Origin of the sequence: Rhodococcus sp. P14 (assembly GCF_000256505.1) — a bacterium.
Classification (GTDB): domain Bacteria; phylum Actinomycetota; class Actinomycetes; order Mycobacteriales; family Mycobacteriaceae; genus Rhodococcus; species Rhodococcus ruber.
Genome location: NZ_AJFC01000128.1, coordinates 1 through 17968, shown reverse-complemented (window position 1 = coordinate 17968; position 17968 = coordinate 1). Strand labels below are relative to the sequence as shown.

Genomic DNA, 17968 nt, shown 5'->3' with positions numbered 1-17968 from the left:
CCTGGAGACAACGGAGCCTGCGTATGACAACTCCTCCCGGTGACCGTCCCGGCACCGCCGAAGCCACGAGTATCCCCTCGGCGGCCCTGCCGTCACACAAGCGTCCGCTGGCCGCAGCCTGGAACGCCGTGTCCGCGACCCTCGGCGCGGTGATGGGGCTCGTGCCGCACGTGCTGCATCACGTGGGCCTGATCGCCGGCGCCGCGCTGGTCACCGGAGCCGGGGGCAACCTGTTGTTCTTCGCCCTCGGGGTGGTGCTCTCGATTCCGTTGCTGCGCCGACTGTATCGGCGGTTCGCCACCTGGAAGGCCCCAACGATCGCCCTGGTGGTGTTCGCGGTGATGTTCGCGTTGTCGGCGTTCGTGATCGGACCGGCCCTGACCGGCCGCTCGGATCCCGATCCGGCGCCGGGACCGAGTCCGGTGCCGACCTCCACCGTTCCGGCCGACCACGGCGAACACCACGGCGGTTGAGCAACTGGCACCGCAGGATCGGCCGGTACGGGTCCGGGCCACCTGCGATGCCCACCTCCGAATCTTCAACCGATCTTCACGGAACCGCCAGCCGAAACACGTACCGGGACCGGAAGAGTCATCGGTGGGCGTGGTACTTCCACCCGCACATCGCCGATCCGAGGAGGCGAGATGGTCGACGCGCCGGGAGTGAACATCACCGGAGTCGAACGCGTGGGGCGGATGTTCCTCGGCGGCGCCACCGGATGGACCGTCGTGCCGGCGGTGCTGCCGCCGGCGGCCGGGGTGGACCTGCCGGTCACCGCAGCGATCGGACACTGGCCGCTGTACCACGAGTTCAGCTGCGTGCCGACGTCGTCGAGGACGGAATCGCGATGAACGAGACGAACGCACACGACTGGCGTCCCAGGGAATCGGTGGCCTCCGACCCCCCGACGGAACCGGCGGGCACCGGGGGACGGATCCGTCACCGCTGGATGATGCTCGTCTGCTGCGTACCGATGTTGATCATTGCCGGGGTGCTGGTAGTGACCGGAAATGTGAGCGTCGGCGGGCTCGTGTTCGCGGTCGTCTGCGTGGCGATGATGGCGATGATGATGGCCTCAGCCGGCAGTCACCGCCATTGACCGTCCCCGAACTGCTGCCGGAGGTGCAAGGTGAACGTCATCGGTGAGCCGGTTGCGTCCCGACCGTCTCTTCGGTCCCGACGTCGGCGCCGGAGTGCGGTGACCGCCACGGTCTTTCTCACGGCGGTGGCGCTGGCAGGGTGTTCCGAGGAAAGCGGTCCCACCCCGGGTCCGGCCTCGACGGCGGCCACCTCCGGCCCGCCCGGGCCTGTGACCGGGTCGGTGTGGGTCGCCGACGAGGACGGCAACAGCCTCACGGTCCTGGACGCGGCCACCGACGAGGTGGTGACGACCGTGACCGGGGTGGACTCCCCGCACAATGTTCAGGTCGGGCGCGACGGTGCGACCGTGTACACCGTCAGCGGTGACGACCGGGTGATCGAGATCGATCCCGCCACCTATGCGGTGCGCGCCGTCGCGCCCACCGGTGCAGCGCCGGCACACGTGATCGACGCACCCAACGGCAAGGTGTACGTCACCGATGCGGGGAACGGCACGGTCTCGGTGTTCGCGACCCCCGGACTGCAGCCGGCAGGGCGAATCGAGCTCGGCGGGATGCCGCACGGTCTGCGGCCCGCGGCCGGCGGCTCGGTGATCGTGGTCGCCGACACCGCAGCCGGCGTGGTGCACGTGATCGACCCGGCCGCCGATCGGGCCATCGGGGCGGTACCCGTCGGCGCCGCCCCGGCTCAGGTCGCGGTCACCGGCGACGGACGGTTCGCCTACGCCGGGACCACCGAGCCGGCCGCGGTGGTCAAGGTGGATCTCGCTGCCCGCCTGGTCGTGGGTGCCGCTCCGGTGCCGGCCGCGCCCGTGCAGCTGTACCTGTCCCCGGACGAGAAGACCGTGGTCTCCGCAGACCAGGGCACCCGGCAGCAGCCCGGGAGCACCCTCTCGGTGATCGATACAGCCGAGATGACGATCCGCGGGGCGGTCGGCACCGGCGCCGGTCCGCACGGGGTGGTGATCGATCCCTCGGGTACGCGGGCGTGGGTGACGAACACTTACGACGACACGGTGTCCGTGGTCGATCTGCCCAGCCTGTCCGTGGTGGCGACCGTGCCGGTGGGCGAGCGGCCCAACGGGGTCAGTTTCTCTCCCCGCTCGCCTGCGGTGGCCGGCAGCCGCACCCAGTTACCGCTTCCCACGTCGACCACCCCCGGTCACGGCACCGACGAGGGGGCCGAGCGAGAGCATTCGGACGAACACGGACCCTGACCCGAGACCCGGAGTTCTTCAACGAATCTTCATCCAACCGCCAGAAGATGCCACGGCGGGGCCGAGCAGACTCGGACACGGTCGGCGACGAGCGTGTATCGGTGCCGACCATCGGTAGCGGTATCGGAGCATCGCACCGCGCAGAGGGCGGGCATTGCGTGCCCGGCCATGAGAGGGAGGGACCGGATCGTATGAACCGAACCACCGTTCTGGAAGTAGGCGGCCTGCACTGGGCGACGTCGACGTCGGCCATCGAATCCACCTTGCTGCGCCGACCGGGGGTGTCCGCGGTGGAGGCGAATGCGGTGAATCAGACCGCCACTGTCACCTACGACTCCGACCGCACGTCGGTGGTGGAGCTGTCGGGGTGGGTGCGGGACTGCGGCTATCACTGCGCCGGACGGTCGGTGCCCGAGCACGTGTGCGACCCGATGAGCGAACCGGCTCCCGGCCCCGGCGCACCCGCACATCCCCCGCACCCGGCGGCGCACAGCCACGTCGAACAACAGGGACCTGCCGGGAAGGAGCACCGCCCCCACGCCGAGCACGGCACCCGCTCCGCCCAGGAGATGATGGGTCACGGCGGGCATGCGGGGATGTCGATGGATGCGATGGTTCGGGACATGCGCAACCGGTTCCTGGTGGCGCTGGCGCTGTCGATTCCGATCATGTTGTGGTCGCCGATGGGCCGCGACATGTTCGGTTTCACGACGCCGGCGCCTTTCGGGTTGCGCGACGACGTGTTCGCCCTGGTGCTGAGCCTGCCGGTGATCTTCTATTCGTCCTGGATCTTCTTCGACGGCGCCTACCGGGCTCTGAAGGCCCGGACCCTGGACATGATGGTGCTCGTCGCCGTCGCCATCGGCGCCGGCTGGCTCTACAGCGTGGGCGTGACCCTGACCGGCGGCGGCGAGGTGTTCTACGAGGCCGCTTCCGTGCTGGCGAGTTTCGTGTTGCTCGGGCACTGGTTCGAGATGCGTGCTCGCGGCGGCGCCAACGATGCCATCCGCACCCTGCTCGAACTCGCGCCCCCGAAGGCGGTGGTGCTGCGCGGCGGTGAGCCGGTGGAGGTCCCCACCGCCGAGGTCGTGGTCGGGGATCTGCTGCTGATCCGGCCGGGGGCGAAGATCCCGGTCGACGGTGTCGTCGTCGAGGGCAGCTCCGAGGTCGACGAGTCGATGGTCACCGGTGAGTCCCTGCCGGTGACCAAGGCCGAAGGCGCGGAGGTGATCGGTGCGTCGATCAACACCACCGGCACCCTGCGGGTCCGGGCGACCAAGGTCGGCTCCGACACGGCCCTCGCCCAGATCGTCGCCCTGGTGCAGGAGGCGCAGAACTCGAAGGCGCCCGGTCAGCGCCTGGCCGATCGGGCCGCGTTCTGGCTGGTCTTGGTCGCCCTGATCGGCGGGGTGAGCACCTTCCTGGTGTGGTGGCTCGTCGACGGTGACGTGCAGAGGGCGCTGCTGTTCGCGATCACCGTCGTGGTGATCACCTGCCCCGACGCGCTGGGGCTGGCCACCCCGACGGCGATCATGGTCGGCACCGGCCTGGGCGCCAAGCGCGGCGTGCTGTTCAAGAACGCCACCGCCCTCGAGACCTCGGCGCGGATCGACACGGTCGTGATGGACAAGACCGGCACCTTGACCAAGGGCGAGCCGGAGGTCACCGACGTCGTGGCCGACGGGCTGCCGGAGGACGAGATGCTGGCCTTGGTGACCGCGGTCGAACGCGAATCGGAGCATCCCCTGGCGGGGGCGATCGTGCGCTACGCGACCGCCCGTGACATTCCAGAGGTGTCGTTGGGGCACTTCCGCAACGTGCCCGGTCACGGCGCGGTCGCCGAGGTGGCGGGCCGGCGGGTGGCCGTGGGCAACCGCAAGCTGATGGTGGCCGAGAACGTCGACTTCGGCGCGTTGACGGACCGGCGCGACCAGCTGGCCTCGACCGGGCGTACCGCGGTGCTCGTGGCGGTCGACGGCCGCGGCGTCGGGGTGGTCGCCCTGGCCGACGCCGCCCGGGAGACCTCGGCCGAGGCGGTGGCGTCGCTGCACGATCTCGGCATCGAGGTGGTCATGCTCTCCGGCGACAACGAGGCCACGGCCCGGCGTATCGCCGGGCAGTTGGGCATCGACACCGTCATCGCCGAGGTGCTGCCCGGTGACAAGGCCGACAAGATCGCCGAACTGCAACGCGGCGGGAAGAAGGTCGCGATGGTCGGCGACGGTGTCAACGATGCCCCGGCCCTTGCGCAGGCGGATCTGGGCATTGCCATCGGTGCCGGCACCGATGTCGCGATCGAAACCGCCGACCTGGTGCTGATGCGTTCGGACCCGCTGGATGTGCCGATCGCGCTGCGCATCGGCCGCGGCACCTTGCGCAAGATGCGGCAGAATCTCGGTTGGGCGATCGGTTACAACACCATTGCGCTGCCGATCGCCGCCGGCGTGTTCGAACCCGCCTTCGGACTGGTGCTCCGCCCGGAGATCGCGGCGCTGTCGATGTCCGGCTCGAGTCTGATCGTCGCGGTCAACGCGCTGATGCTCAAGCGGCTGCAACTGCCGTCCCCACCGCAGGAGCAGCCGGCCCCGCGCCCGGCGCCGGAGCCGATTCCCACCAGTCCGCGCCGCTGATCCTTTTCGGGCCGCTGATCCTTTTCGGGGTGCCGGTGCATCAGTGGGCACCGACGAGAAGTCGGGTGGGCCGGCGTGGCGGTAGAATCGGTGGTGTGGTCCTCGTATACGAGATCGCGCTCGTGCTGGTGGCCGTGCTGATCGTCTGGTTCTCGGTCTATGTGCTGTACCGCCTGGTCACCGACGACTCCACCGGTCGCCACTACCGTCGCTGACACCGCCGCTTCCGGTCCCTGCGCAGCGGACGTGGGCGGAGCGATCGAATCCGATTGCAGGGGTCACGCTTTCGGGTCCGGACGATGGGTGTGCAAGGCGTCGAGACGGCGCCGGTATTCGTCCTCGTCGATCTCGCCCCGGGCGAAGCGCATGGCTACGACCTCTTCCGGCGTCGGGGCATAGCCCGACGGGGGCGGTGTCGACCGGGGAGCCGCGGCGCGCACCAGCATCACGATTCCGACGATCACCAGGGCCCAGAACGCCACCATCCCGACTGTCATGAGCACATAACCCCAACCGCTCATGCCGTCGCCGTACCAGAACATCATCGTCAACCACCCTTCCTCGGTCGGTGCCCGTGCACCGACTGTCCGGCCCCCGCACAGGGCCCACAGTGCCGGTCCCGTGCTCAGCGGCGCGATCCCGGTTCTGCGCTGTCCACGGTGCCCGGCCCGGGTGCGTTCTTCTCCGTCGTTTTCGTGAAGATCTGCTCAAGAACTCCGGTGACGGCCGCTCGGACGCCCGGGTGGAGTTCTTCAGGAAATCTTCACAGAATGGTCCGGGCTGCCACCGGGTGCAGCTGCCAGGCTCGGATCCGAACAAGGTGCACCGGCTCACCGGCCGGTCTGCAGCGCCGGCGCCCGCAGTGGTCCGCGTCCCGACGAGGGGCCCGTAACGGGACCGGGTTTGCCGCCTCCCCTGTGAGGGGATGCTTGCGATATCGCCACCGCGGGGCCTGCCGGTGCGCGTACACAACGGAAAGGAATGTGCTTGTGAGGAAGAAGTCCCTGGCCACCGGCGCGGTGGCAGTTGCCGCGGCGCTCACCCTGGCCGCCTGCAGCGACTCCGGCAACGATCAGGCCTCGCAGGCGAGCCCGTCGGCGACGGCGACCGCGAGTGCCTCCGCCGAGGCTGCCGCCGACCACAACCAAGCCGACGTGACCTTCGCCCAACGGATGATTCCGCACCACAGCCAAGCCATCGAGATGAGCGATGTCATCCTGGCCAAGGAGGGCATCGACCCACGGGTCACCGAACTCGCCCAGCAGATCAAGGCCGCCCAGGGTCCGGAGATCGAACAGCTGCAGAGCTGGCTCGCCGACTGGGGGCAGCCCACCATGCCCATGGGCACGACCAGCATGCCGATGACCACACCGAACATGCCCATGTCGTCACCCGGCATGGAGATGCCCGGTCACGACATGCCCATGCAGTCCACCCCCATGCCCGGCGGCGGACAGATGGGCGGCGGCATGAGCGGAATGATGTCGGCCGAAGACATGGCCGCGCTGCAGAACGCGGAAGGCGTCGACGCCTCCCGCCTGTTCCTGACCCAGATGATCGAACATCACCGCGGCGCGATCGAAATGGCGCAGACCGAGATCGATACCGGGCAGAATCCCGAGGCGGTGGCCATGGCCCGCACCATCGCCGAGACCCAGCAGCAGGAGATCGCGACGATGGAGAACATCCTGTCCTCGTTGTGATCACGAGAGAGTCGGTGAGCTCGCGGGACCGACACGGCAAGGCCCGGCACACACGTGTGCCGGGCCTTACCGGTTTGCTGGGCCGCAGCGCGGCCGGTCGCGTCAGGTCAGGGTGTACAAGGCCTCGGCGGTAGCGGCGTAGGCGGTGTCGAACCCTGTGGCGGTCAGCGCCTCCACCGCCCCGACGAAGACCCGCTGCTCCCAGGCGGCTCCGTCCCGGCTGCGCCAGGCGTAGCCGTCGGTGTCGATGCCCCACAGTCCGTCGCCGGTGCCGGTGAGCAGCACGAGGGCGGGTGTGTCCTCGACCGGGGTGAAGGTGTGTGCCAGGTCGGTGCTGCGCTCGAGCCCGGCCGGCGTGATCGCCCACACCGTGGCCGGGGTCAGCGCCAGGGCCGCAGCCGCCACGGGAGCACCGGCGCTCCAGGTGGTGCCGGCGTCGGTGGATACCCGGATCCCGCGGGTGCCGTCGAAACCGACCACCACCGTGCCGTCCGTGGCCAGAGCATGAAAGTCCACCTCTCCGACCAGGGACCGATCGGTCCAGGTGCGCCCGCCGTCGTCGCTACGGCGCAGTCCCAGCGGGTTCGGACCGGGGTTCGACGGCCCCGGGTGGCCCGAGGCGACCAGGACGTCGCTGCCGGGCACCCCGGCCAGCCCCATCAAGTCGTCGTCGGAGGTGCCGACCTCGGTGGTGGTGCCGGACGGCGCGAGAGCGACCAGTCCGCTGTGGGTGCCGGCCAGGATAGTGCCGGCGGAATCGACGGTCAGCCCGTGCACGTGATCGAGCGTCGGGGACAACGCAACGTGCGGTGCGACGACAGCGCCGGGAGGTGCGGTCGCCGCGCTCCGGGTGTCGGGGGACGAGCACCCTGCCACGAGCAAGGCGGCTGCGGCAATTGCCGACACGGCGCCCGGCAGGCGGGACACAGACATACGGGGATTCCTCTCTTCGGGCCGGACGAAAGGGTGCCGGCGGGGGCATCATGCCGAGGCCGAGACCTGCTCGTCGGTCGGCGTCGGGGGTGGCGCGGTGAGCCGGCCGGTGCGGTGGAGCAGAAACAGCGCTGCCGCGCACCCGATCCCGATCGCGGTGAGCAGCACCCAGATCAGCCATTCCAGGCCGGCGTCGGCGGCCCACCCGAACACCGCCCCGGTGCCGAGGTTGCCCAGCAGGATGCCGACCCCGACGACGGTGTTGTAGAACCCGTAGTGGGTGGCCACAAGCCGGTTCCCGGAGAGTGCGACGACGGTGTCCATCTCGAACGGGAACACCGCCGCCGTACCGACGGAGAGGATCACCGCCGACAGCACCAACGCCCCCGCGGCCATCGCCCAGCCGGTCCCAGTGGGGGAAGAGAACACCGCTACGGGTACGAACGCGGTCGCCATGACCACCATCCCGACGGCCAGGCTGCGTCCGGGTCCCCACCGGTTGCCGCACCAAGAAGTGATACGTAGCTGCCCGGCGATCGCCACCAGCCCGGAGACCGCGAACAGCGAGGTCACGAGCACCGTGGCCGATACCTGGTCCGGGGCGACGACCTCGGCCTGCAGCGGCAGGGCCAGATACACCTGGAACGAGAGAACGTACGAGCCGATCATCGCCGCCGCGAACAGCACGAACGACCTGTTGGTCACCACCGTGCGCCAGTCGTCGAGTATCGAGGGGCGGGGTCCGGCAGGGGTAGTGGCCTCGACGGTCTGCGCCGGCAGCGCTCGGATCTGCGTCAGCGTCAGCGCCGCGAATACCGCCGCTGCCACCAGCGCGGTGATCCGGAAGTCCACCGCGGTCAACGCCAGACCGACCAGCGGACCGAGCAGGATCCCGGCCTGGTAGAAGACGTTGAACACCGCGAAGGCCTCGACGCGGCGGGGCCCGGCGTCTGCGGCCAGGTATGCCCGCACCGCGGGGTTGAACAACGCGCCGGCGAATCCGGTGGCTGCTGCGGCCACCAGCACCGCCGGCAGCGAGTCGACGGCGGCGAGCAGCACGAACCCTGCGGTCCGTAGCAGGCAACCGGCGACGATGAGCGGCTTGTAACCCAGCCGGTCGGCCAGGGTGCCGCCCACCAGGAACATGCCCTGCTGGGAGAAGTTGCGCACCCCCAGCACCAACCCGACGGCCCAGGCTGCCAATCCGAGCGGTCCGGCCAGGTAGCTCGCCAGGTACGGCATGAGCATGTAGAAGCCGACGTTGATGGAGAACTGGTTGACCATCAGCACCTGGCTGGGGCGGTCGAAACTGCGGAATCGGGTGATCAGCGCCTTCACGACCGCAACTCCGCGGGGTCGACGACGGTGGCGCACCGCGTCCACGAGCGTACGACGCGGTCGGTGGGATGGTCGATGGTCATCGGTTCGGTCGGCGCCGGTCCGTCCAGCAGGCCGTGCTCGGCGCAGAAGTCGTCGTTGTAGACGGTGTCGAAGTACCGCTGGGGGCCGTCGGGGAAGATCGCGGCGATCCGAAGGTCGGGGGCGTGGGTGCGGGCGAGCCAGCCGGCGGCCAGGGCGACCGCCCCCACACTCCAGCCCCCGCTGGCGTGGTGAGTGGCGGCCAGGGTGCGGCACGACCACACCGCTTCCCGCGGAGCGACCCAGTGCACCTCGTCGAACGCGCCGTAGTCGATATTGCCCGGATGGATGCTCGAGCCCAACCCGCGCATCAGGCGGGAGGTGACCGGCTGGCCGAACAGGGCCGAGCCGACGGTGTCGACGCCCACCAGTTTCAACTGGGGGCAGAACTGGCGCAGCACCCGGGCGATGCCGGCCGAATGCCCACCGGTACCGACCGAGCAGACGAGTATGTCCACGCGACCGAGCTGGCCGAGCAGTTCCAGGGCCAGTGACTGGTAGGCCTCGACGTTGTCGGGGTTGTTGTACTGATCCGGGCACCAGGAGCCGGGGTGGGCCTCGAGCAGCTGACGCACCCGGTCCCGCCGGGCTTGTTGCCATCCGCCGGTCGGGTGCGGTTCGGTGACGAGCTCCACGTCGGCACCATAGGCGGCGAGCATGCGACGGATGATCGGTTCGAGACCGGGGTCGGTGACCACGGTCACCGGGTGACCGTGGACGATGCCGGCCAGCGCCAGGCCGAGTCCGAGAGTGCCGCTGCTCGACTCGATGATGCGGGCCCCGGGGGCCAGCTCGCCCCGGCTGCGGGCGCGTTCGACCATGTGCAGGGCGGGGCGGTCCTTCATGCCGCCCGGGTTGTTCCCTTCGAGCTTGGCCCAGAACCCGGCGCCGGCATCGGCGAAGGGTTCACCGATCCACAGCACCGGCGTGTTGCCGACCATGGTGGTCGGCTCCGGGCAGCACGGGGCAGAGGTCAACAGCCGAGCCGACGATTGCGGCGGAGTGGAAACGGGGAAGACAGCACTGTTCATGACGAGTCATCTCTGTGGTGGCGCGCAATGAGCGCACGATGCGATGGGCAGCACGAGACGGGCCGACAGGGGGTCCCTGCGGCCGGTCCGCTGCCGATCAGCACCTGCTGATACAGAGTTCGTCGAGGATCGCCCGGCCGCTGCGGGCCGGGGCGGGCGCCGGTGGCGGGGCCCGCGACAGGGTCGGGGCGTGCCGCCGGGCGATCGCGGCCGTAACCACCACCGCGACCACCGTGACCACCGCGATCGGACGCCCGGCGTTGTCCGCACGAGGGCCGAGGAACAGTTGATCGTGGTGAGGATCGAGGCCGGACGAGTCGTGATCGACATGGGCATGCCCGGGCGCCGTTTCCGCACCGGGTTGCGCGGTCGCACTCACGTGCACATCGTCGTGATGATGGCCGTCCGCCACGGTGAGACCGCACTGCACCAGGGTGTAGCCGAGAAGGTAGAGGACGACCAATGCGACCGCGGTCCGCAGGGGCGGAGAAGTCGATCGGGCCGTCACAACTTCCCGACTGTAGCAGTGCAGCACCGGCGACCCGGCCGACCGTACATCCCGTCGCCCCGTTTCGGCACCCGCTCCGACACTGCTGGGTCAGTGGGTGAGGATGCGATTACAGAGACACAAGTGATGAAAGTGCACTAGCGTTACGGTGTGTCGCCTTGACAAACCCCCATATACCTCTCCAATCGGACATTTCTCGTGAGGCGGCGGGAGGAAGTGCCATGCACCGCACGCACAGCGGCCGGTGGGCCGCGTTGATCCTGGGAGCGTCGACGGCGGGACTGACGGTCCCGTTGCTCACGGCCCCGACGGCCGGAGCGACGCATCTGTCACCGGAGCCGGTGGCGGCGTCCGTGGCCGATGCGCTGACCATCACCGGAGCCGACCCGGCCGGGCAGGTGGTCGATCCCGCTCGATGGCAGACGGTGGCGAACATCGCCGCCGCCGGCGTGCGCGCCGCCCGGGACAACGGCGCACTCGACGACACGGTCGCCACCCTGCAGTCCCTGGCCGGCTGCGCGGCCCGATGGAGCGCCCAGGGCACCGGGGCAAGCCTGTTGTCGGTGTGCCGCACCGAACTGGCCGGACTGGATTACAGCATCGCTCCGCGTCTGCTGGCAGCGTTGGCCGCCGACCCCGGTACACCTACGGCACCGGGTCGTCACGGCCCCCCGGCACCGGAGCCCGGGACGCCACCCGAGGAAGACGATGCGCCGGCTGCGGGCGCACCCGATACGGCCCCCGGGAACGAGGGCGCCACCCGGCTGGAAGACCCCGGCGCCGCACCGGCAAGCCCTACCCCGCCGCGCCCGGCCGAGGGCGGGCGTTGGGGTGGGACCGGCCGGCCCGTCGCCCCGACCGCCGGGGTGATCACCTCCACCTTCGGTGACGGGCGCGGACACGGAGGCATCGACATCGCCAACACCATGGTCGCACCGATCGTCGCCGTCGCCGACGGAGAGGTCGTCAGCGCCGGACCGGCACAGGGTTACGGGTTGTGGGTACGCATCCGGCACGACGACGGCACGGTGACCACTTACGGCCACAACAACGCCAACCTGGTGAAGGTCGGGCAACGAGTCGAAGCCGGGCAGAAGATCGCCACCATCGGAGATCGCGGCAACTCCACCGGACCCCACTTGCACTTCGAGGTCGAAGACCCCTCCGGCGCCAAGACCGACCCGGCGCAGTGGCTGGCCGACCGCGGCACCCCCCTCATCGCTGCGGACTGACCTCCGAGCGGGCAACCGCACCTCCTCCTGCCGTGCCGGGACCCCGATGGTCGAGATCCCGTGAAGATCTGTTGAAGATCCCGGATCTCGCACTCGAGGCGGCACATCGGGATCGTCGGCGGGCGATAGTGGGACGATCCCTCCCCGAGGACTACTCGGCTCCAGGAAAGGTCACGGCCGTGAACATGATGGGCATGATGGACCAAGCGCACACCCTGCTGCACCAGCTGATGATGTGGCTCCACGAGATGGGTGGGATGCCCATGATGAACATGCCGATGTAGCGCCACCGCTCGTCGCATCTCGCCGACTGTCCGGGGCCCGCCCCAGCCGGCAGTTCCGGCCGTCTACAGTGGAAGATCCCAGGCGGGAACACCCCCACGGTCGCCTGCGCGGCGCGCCGCAACAGGGACCGCGTGTGCGGCGCCGGTTCACACATCCAGCGTCACCGAACACGACCATCCTCCCGGTCCGCGCTCGAGGCGCAGCCCGTGCAGCGACACGGCCTTCGGGACCGCACCCACCTGTGTGACCGAGGCGACGTCGGCCATCGAGAACCGCACTTCCGCCGTGCCGGCACCGGAGTCGACGGCCACATCGACCGGGACCTCCCCGGCCGCGTCGAGCAGGTAGACGATCTCGTCGAGTACCGCGACGAGCAGGTCCTCGTCGCCGTCGGCTGTCAGCCGGCGGGTGCGCACCCGGACCGGCCCGGCGGAGGAGGTTTCCGCGAAGCTCGCGACGGCGCCGTGCACCGCCTGCGCGATGCACTCGTCACGGGTGGGTGCCCACGCCTCGATGCGCAGGTCCGCCGTGTGCGGCACCGACCGGTATCCGCTTTCGTTCATGACGCGCTCCTGTGCAGCGGGCATTGCAGATTCTATGGTGGAACGAAGCCGCCGACGCCGCGTTCTCCGCCCCGGATCGGACAGTGATGAGGATCGTCGAGGAGACCCAGTACCGGTTCCGGATCGACCGGACCGGCGCGATGCGCGTACCCGGGATCGTCTTCGCGGCCCGGTCCCTGCTTCCCGCCGCGGAAGGAGACGAGGCGCTGACCCAGGTCGCGAACGTCGCGACCCTGCCGGGAATCGTCACCGCGTCGTTCGCCATGCCGGACGTGCACTGGGGTTACGGCTTTCCCATCGGTGGAGTTGCGGCGACGGACATCGACGACGGCGGCGTCGTCTCTCCCGGTGGGGTGGGCTTCGACATCTCGTGCGGCGTGCGGCTGCTGATCGCGCGTGACGCCGACCGGTCCGCGCTCGCGCCGCGCCTCGGGCTGCTGATGGACCGGCTCGGTCACGTCGTGCCCCGTGGCATGCAGACCCGGGGCGTGTGGGAGCTGCCGAACCGCAGCGTGCTGCATAGGGTGCTCGAGGGCGGCGCCCGGTTCGCGGTGGACCAGGGGCACGGTGTCGTCCGCGATCTCGAGCGGTGTGAGGACCGGGGCGTGTTGGCCGGCGCCGACTCGGCCGCGGTGAGCGACCGGGCCGTCGAGCGGGGCCTCGGTCAGCTCGGCAGCCTGGGGTCGGGCAACCACTTCCTCGAGGTGCAGGCCGTCGAGCAGGTCTTCGACCCGGCCGTTGCCCGGCCGATGGGTCTCGACGTGGGCACGGTGTGCGTGATGATCCACTGCGGGTCCCGCGGTCTCGGCCACCAGATCTGCACCGACCACGTACGTGAGATGGAGAAGGCGATGGGCCGCTACGAGATTCACGTTCCCGACCGACAGCTGGCGTGCGTGCCGGTCCGGTCACCGGAGGGGGAGGCGTATCTCGGGGCGATGGTGGCGGCGGCCAACTACGGCCGGGCCAACCGGCAGTTGCTCACCGAGGCGACCCGCCGGGTCTTCGAGGACACGGCCGGTACCACTCTCGACCTCCTCTACGACGTCTCGCACAACCTGGCGAAGATCGAGCGGCACGAGGTGGACGGGCAGGTCCGCACCCTGTGCGTGCACCGCAAAGGCGCGACGCGATCACTGCCGCCCCGCCATCCCGACGTCCCCGAGGACCTGGCGGACGTCGGTCAGCCCGTGCTCATTCCCGGCACGATGGGCACCGCCTCGTACGTGCTCGCCGGTGTCGCCGGGAACCCGGCGTTCTTCTCCACCGCGCACGGGGCCGGCCGGGTGCAGAGCCGGCACCGCGCCGCTCGACACACCGACGGCCGGGCGGTACGCGACGCGCTCGAGTCCCACGGCGTGCTCGTGCGGGGGAGTTCGTGGCGGGGACTGGCCGAGGAGAAGCCGCAGGCGTACAAGGACATCGACGCGGTCACGGAGGTGAGCGAGCGGGCCGGTCTGGCCCGTCGGGTCGCACGGCTCGTGCCGCTCGGCGTCGTCAAGGGGTAAGCACCCCCGCCCTGGGCCGAATGTCACATTCGGTCGACTACATCGATGCGATGTGACATTCGGTCGCCCCGCCGGGCGGTGTCGTGAGGGTCGACGTCGAAACCCGGGCGCGGCAACAGCTCTCAAGCGATACCGCGAATGGGCCACTGCGGGTCCACATCCGACACGTCGCGCCCGAGACCCGCGAGATACTCGGCGAACGTGCGTTGCCGCTCCGCGTGCCAGGCCGCCTGGTCCGTCATGATGTCCAGGTCGGCGAGCTGCGGGAAGCGGGTGCACAGCGCCCGCGCCAGTTGCCCCGCCGCGAGGGCGTCCGCCTCGGCCTGATGCGCGGCGGTCAGCGCGATGCCGTACGCATCGCAGACCGCCTGCAGGGTGCGGCTGCCCTCGCGGTCGCGGTCCATCTCGCGGTCGACGACGTACGGGTCGAACACCAGGCCCGTCTCGAGTCCCGGCAGGCCCAGCCGGCGGCCCTCGGCGTCGACCACCGTGAGGTCGTAACTGGCGTTGAACGCCACGACGATGTGATCGCGGACCCACGCCTCGCACAGCGCCTCGCGGATCTGGGTGTAGCCGGCCGTGTACTCGAGGCCCTCGGCGCGCGCCCGCTCCGTGGTCACGCCGTGGATCGCCGCCGTCTCCTCCGAGATCTCGATGCCCGGATCGAGCAGCCACGTCCGCGACGAGACGGTGTCGCCGTCGAGGACGACGACGGACGCAGTCACGATGCGCGCGACCCGCGGATCGCGGTCGGTGGTCTCGAGGTCGAACGCGCAGATCGGTCGATCGGGCCAGTGCGTCATCGGGGGGTCCTGTCGTCGGTCGGTCGGGTCGGTCACGGCGATTGTGGCCGCAGCCACCGACACCGCGCGCGGCGCGACGCCGTGCACGGGACCGGCTGGCTCCGCACGGCACGAAGGCGTACGCTGCTGGGGGTTCGTCAGGCCCCCGGCACGGTTCCGGGTGATGTGGAGGAGGTGGGACTCGCGATGCGCAGTCGACCTCCGAGTACCAGCTGACGGCAGCCCGTACGCGCCCTGTCGGTGCGCGACGGTTGCCGTCGCGTGTGCGTCCCACGGCGACCACCCTCGCCGTCGCCCTCCGTGCCTCCGAAAGGCCGTGCCGACATGCTGCCCAACCGTTCCGTCCGTGCCCTGCTGCCGCGTCGCTCCGCCCCGGCGACCACCGACCCGTCCGCCGGTTTCGGCGCGTCCCTGAATCCTGCCGCCGCGCAGAGCCCCGGCCGGGACGGTGCGGCGCGGGCGGAGAACAGCATCGTCGACAGCGCGGTCTACCGGGACGGCCGCCGCGTCGCGTCGCCGGCGACACTCGCGCAGGCCCTCGATTGCCTGCCCGAGCCCGGTTCGATGGCCTGGATCGGGATGTACCGGCCCACCGACGCGCAACTCCATGCCGCCGCAGAGCAATTCGGACTGCACGAACTGGCCGTCGAGGATGCCATCGCCGCCCACCAGCGCCCGAAGCTCGAGCGCTACGGCGACACCCTGTTCGTCGTGCTGCGCGCTGCCCGCTACGTCGACGAATCCGAGCGGGTCGACTTCGGTGAGGTGCACGTCTTCGTCGGACCGACGTTCGTGCTGACGGTCCGGCACAGCGAATCGCCCGACCTGTCGGCGGTGCGGGACCGGATGGAGAGCGAGCCCGATCTGCTGCGGCTCGGTCCCGAGGCGGTTCTCTACGCGATCCTCGACGCCGTCGTCGACGGGTACGCTCCGGTGGTCGCGGGCCTGCAGAACGACATCGACGAGATCGAGACGGAGGTCTTCAGCGGGGATCCCGGGGTCTCGCGCCGCATCTACGAACTCTCCCGCGAGGTCATCCAGTTCCAGCGCGCGGCCAAACCGCTGCTCACCGTGCTGTCGGGTCTGTCGTCGGGCTTCGCCAAGTACCGCACCGACGACGAACTGCAACGCTACCTGCGGGACGTCACCGACCACGCGACGACGGTCGTCGAGCAGGTCGACAGCTTCCGGCAGTTGCTCGGCAACATCCTCACGGTCAACGCGACGATGGTGTCGCAGATGCAGAACGAGGAGATGCGCAATCTCAGCCGGGCGAGCATCGAGCAGAACGAGGAGATCAAGCGTATCTCGGCGTGGGCGGCAATTCTGTTCGCGCCCACGCTGATCGGCACGGTCTACGGGATGAACTTCGACACCATGCCGGAATTGCATTGGGCCGCAGGCTATCCCATGGCCCTGTTGATGATGGTCATGACGTGCGCGGGTCTCTACGCGATCTTCCGCCGCCGCGGCTGGCTGTAGCCGGCCGCGGCGGACGGCGGCCTCAGAGCGTGTCGGTGCAGACCACGAAACGACGCTCGCTGTAGACGAATCCACCCTCGGAGACGGAGCAGTCGTTCACGTTGTCGGTGTTCTGCAGGATCTCGGTGACCTTCTCCGTTTCGGGGCCGGGTGCGGCGCAGTCGATGCGCTGCGGGTCCTCGCCGGAGATGTCCATGCAGCTGTCGACCACCCAGTCGACGTCGAGGCACAGGGCACCCACCTCGACCCCGGCGGAGGACTCGTAGTAGGTCTGGTCGGCGTCCGAGACGCACTGATCGCTCGTCTCGACGATGTCGATCACCTTGTAGTTCGAGTCCATGCTGCCGCAGGTCGCATTCTCGATGGTCGCGTCGTCGACGGTGCCACCGAGGCGCACGCAGTCACCGATCTCGACGTCGATGTCCAGACCGGAGGAGCCGGGGGACGTCGGTGCCGTGGTGGTGGTCGGACGGCCGGTGGTCGTCCGGGTATCCGATGCGCTCGCCGACGTGGTCTCGGACCCGGGCTCGGGCACCGCCCGGGGCTCGACGTCCGATCCGCACGCGCCGAGCACCAGAGCCGCCGCAGCCACCGCGACGACGGTGCCGCTCACCCGTCGAATGAAGTTCATGGGGGGAGAGTACGGAATGTCCGCCTCGGGCGGGAACCGTAGGGCGATTTCTCACAGATCCGGCGGGCACGTGTCGGCCCCGGGTGCGACCATGAGCCGGTGCAGCTGCCAGTCGAACCGCCGATCGCACCGATGCTCGCCAAGGCCGTGCCCGAGGTTCCGGCCCAGCCTGCCGACGGCGACCCCGAGTGGTCGTACGAGCCGAAGTGGGACGGCTTCCGGGCTGTCGTGTTCCGTGACGGCGACGAGGTGGTGCTGAGCTCGCGGGGCGGGAAGGACCTGGTGCGCTACTTCCCGGAACTGACCGCCGCGGTGCGGGCGGAGCTGCCCGCCCGGTGCGTGGTCGACGGGGAGATCGTGGTGCCGCGCCCGCACGACGGCCGCAGCCGGCTCGACTGGCAGGCCCTGTCGGAGCGTATCCACCCGGCGGCGAGCCGCATCGCGCTGCTCGCCGAACAGACCCCCGCGCAGTTCGTCGGCTTCGATCTGCTCGCCCTCGGCGACGAGAACCTGATGGAGACGCCGTTCGCGCGGCGCCGGGAGCGGCTGCGGGCGGCGGTCGGGGGCGGCCCGAGCTGCCATGTCACCGCCGCGACCCTCGACGCGCAGATCGCCGGCCGATGGTTCGCCGAGTTCGAGGGCGCCGGCCTCGACGGGGTCGTCGCCAAGCGTCTCGACGGACCCTACGTGCCGGACAAGCGGGAGATGCGCAAGGTCAAGCATGCCCGCACCGCCGACTGTGTGCTCATCGGCTACCGCCCGCACAAGAGCATCGACGGGGTCGGGTCCCTGCTGCTGGGGCTGTACGACGGCGGGGACGAACCGGTGATGGTCGGGGGCGCGTCGGCGTTCACCGTCGAGCAGCGCCAGGAGTTGCTCGCCGACCTCGCGCCGCTGCGGGTCGGTGCCGACGTCGTCGCCGA

At 70.0% G+C, this 17968-nt stretch carries 18 protein-coding genes; 10 read left to right on the top strand and 8 right to left on the bottom strand.

What is annotated here, in order from left to right; genetic code table 11:
- Window positions 1–23: 23 nt before the first annotated feature.
- From OEY_RS0109650 to OEY_RS0109630, 5 genes are all read left to right on the top strand, one after another.
- Window positions 24–473 (top strand): hypothetical protein, encoded by a 450-nt coding sequence (locus OEY_RS0109650; RefSeq protein ID WP_010593680.1) that lies wholly within the window; start codon window positions 24–26, stop codon window positions 471–473.
- A 171-nt stretch (window positions 474–644) separates the two neighbouring features.
- On the top strand, window positions 645–851 hold the full coding sequence (locus tag OEY_RS0109645) for a YgaP family membrane protein (RefSeq protein WP_010593679.1): 207 nt from the start codon (window positions 645–647) through the stop codon (window positions 849–851).
- Window positions 848–1099 (top strand): hypothetical protein, encoded by a 252-nt coding sequence (locus tag OEY_RS30465; protein WP_010593678.1) that lies wholly within the window; start codon window positions 848–850, stop codon window positions 1097–1099. Before OEY_RS0109645 ends, OEY_RS30465 begins: the two co-directional genes overlap by 4 nt.
- Before the next feature lie 99 nt (window positions 1100–1198).
- Window positions 1199–2317, top strand: coding sequence for a YVTN family beta-propeller repeat protein (locus OEY_RS0109635; RefSeq protein WP_010593677.1), 1119 nt, complete (start codon window positions 1199–1201; stop codon window positions 2315–2317).
- A gap of 191 nt (window positions 2318–2508) precedes the next feature.
- Entirely contained in the window at window positions 2509–4947 is a 2439-nt protein-coding gene (locus OEY_RS0109630; RefSeq protein ID WP_010593676.1) for a heavy metal translocating P-type ATPase, read from the top strand.
- A 278-nt stretch (window positions 4948–5225) separates the two neighbouring features.
- On the opposite strand, the gene OEY_RS0109620 is transcribed toward OEY_RS0109630, so the two are convergent.
- Window positions 5226–5492: an SHOCT domain-containing protein gene (locus OEY_RS0109620; protein WP_010593674.1), complete on the bottom strand. Its 267-nt coding sequence runs from the start codon at window positions 5490–5492 to the stop codon at window positions 5226–5228.
- A gap of 444 nt (window positions 5493–5936) precedes the next feature.
- Here OEY_RS0109620 and OEY_RS0109615 point away from each other — a divergent pair, with 444 nt between their 5' ends.
- A complete protein-coding gene (locus OEY_RS0109615; RefSeq protein WP_010593673.1) occupies window positions 5937–6650 on the top strand; it encodes a DUF305 domain-containing protein in 714 nt (237 codons plus the stop codon).
- A gap of 102 nt (window positions 6651–6752) precedes the next feature.
- Here OEY_RS0109615 and OEY_RS0109610 read toward each other — a convergent pair whose 3' ends face one another.
- The 4 genes from OEY_RS0109610 to OEY_RS0109595 form a co-directional block, all read right to left on the bottom strand.
- Window positions 6753–7583, bottom strand: coding sequence for a F510_1955 family glycosylhydrolase (locus OEY_RS0109610; protein ID WP_010593672.1), 831 nt, complete (start codon window positions 7581–7583; stop codon window positions 6753–6755).
- 48 nt (window positions 7584–7631) lie between these two features.
- Window positions 7632–8909 (bottom strand): MFS transporter, encoded by a 1278-nt coding sequence (locus OEY_RS0109605; protein ID WP_228287229.1) that lies wholly within the window; start codon window positions 8907–8909, stop codon window positions 7632–7634.
- A gap of 8 nt (window positions 8910–8917) precedes the next feature.
- Window positions 8918–10033: a PLP-dependent cysteine synthase family protein gene (locus tag OEY_RS0109600; RefSeq protein WP_026137770.1), complete on the bottom strand. Its 1116-nt coding sequence runs from the start codon at window positions 10031–10033 to the stop codon at window positions 8918–8920.
- A gap of 97 nt (window positions 10034–10130) precedes the next feature.
- Complete coding sequence (locus OEY_RS0109595; protein ID WP_010593669.1) at window positions 10131–10496, bottom strand: hypothetical protein; 366 nt, start codon at window positions 10494–10496, stop codon at window positions 10131–10133.
- A 266-nt stretch (window positions 10497–10762) separates the two neighbouring features.
- Between OEY_RS0109595 and OEY_RS0109590 the strand changes: the two genes are divergently transcribed.
- The gene (locus OEY_RS0109590; protein ID WP_010593668.1) at window positions 10763–11773 is read left to right on the top strand and encodes a M23 family metallopeptidase; all 1011 of its coding nucleotides are present in this window, start codon (window positions 10763–10765) and stop codon (window positions 11771–11773) included.
- A 431-nt stretch (window positions 11774–12204) separates the two neighbouring features.
- Here OEY_RS0109590 and OEY_RS0109580 read toward each other — a convergent pair whose 3' ends face one another.
- Window positions 12205–12621, bottom strand: a complete 417-nt coding sequence (locus OEY_RS0109580; protein ID WP_010593667.1) for an archease — start codon at window positions 12619–12621, stop codon at window positions 12205–12207.
- A gap of 86 nt (window positions 12622–12707) precedes the next feature.
- On the opposite strand from OEY_RS0109580, the gene OEY_RS0109575 reads away from it, so the two are divergent.
- On the top strand, window positions 12708–14129 hold the full coding sequence (locus OEY_RS0109575; protein WP_010593666.1) for an RtcB family protein: 1422 nt from the start codon (window positions 12708–12710) through the stop codon (window positions 14127–14129).
- A gap of 122 nt (window positions 14130–14251) precedes the next feature.
- On the opposite strand, the gene OEY_RS0109570 is transcribed toward OEY_RS0109575, so the two are convergent.
- Complete coding sequence (locus OEY_RS0109570; RefSeq protein WP_029539975.1) at window positions 14252–14932, bottom strand: 3'-5' exonuclease; 681 nt, start codon at window positions 14930–14932, stop codon at window positions 14252–14254.
- 324 nt (window positions 14933–15256) lie between these two features.
- Here OEY_RS0109570 and corA point away from each other — a divergent pair, with 324 nt between their 5' ends.
- A complete protein-coding gene (gene corA, locus OEY_RS0109565; protein ID WP_010593664.1) occupies window positions 15257–16414 on the top strand; it encodes a magnesium/cobalt transporter CorA in 1158 nt (385 codons plus the stop codon).
- Between the two features lie 22 nt (window positions 16415–16436).
- Here corA and lppU read toward each other — a convergent pair whose 3' ends face one another.
- Window positions 16437–17045 carry an LppU family putative lipoprotein gene (lppU, locus tag OEY_RS0109560; RefSeq protein ID WP_010593663.1) on the bottom strand — a complete coding sequence of 203 codons (609 nt, stop codon included), beginning with the start codon at window positions 17043–17045 and terminating at the stop codon, window positions 16437–16439.
- A 99-nt stretch (window positions 17046–17144) separates the two neighbouring features.
- On the opposite strand from lppU, the gene OEY_RS0109555 reads away from it, so the two are divergent.
- The coding region (locus OEY_RS0109555; RefSeq protein ID WP_010593662.1) for an ATP-dependent DNA ligase at window positions 17145–17968 on the top strand (824 nt) is incomplete at its 3' end.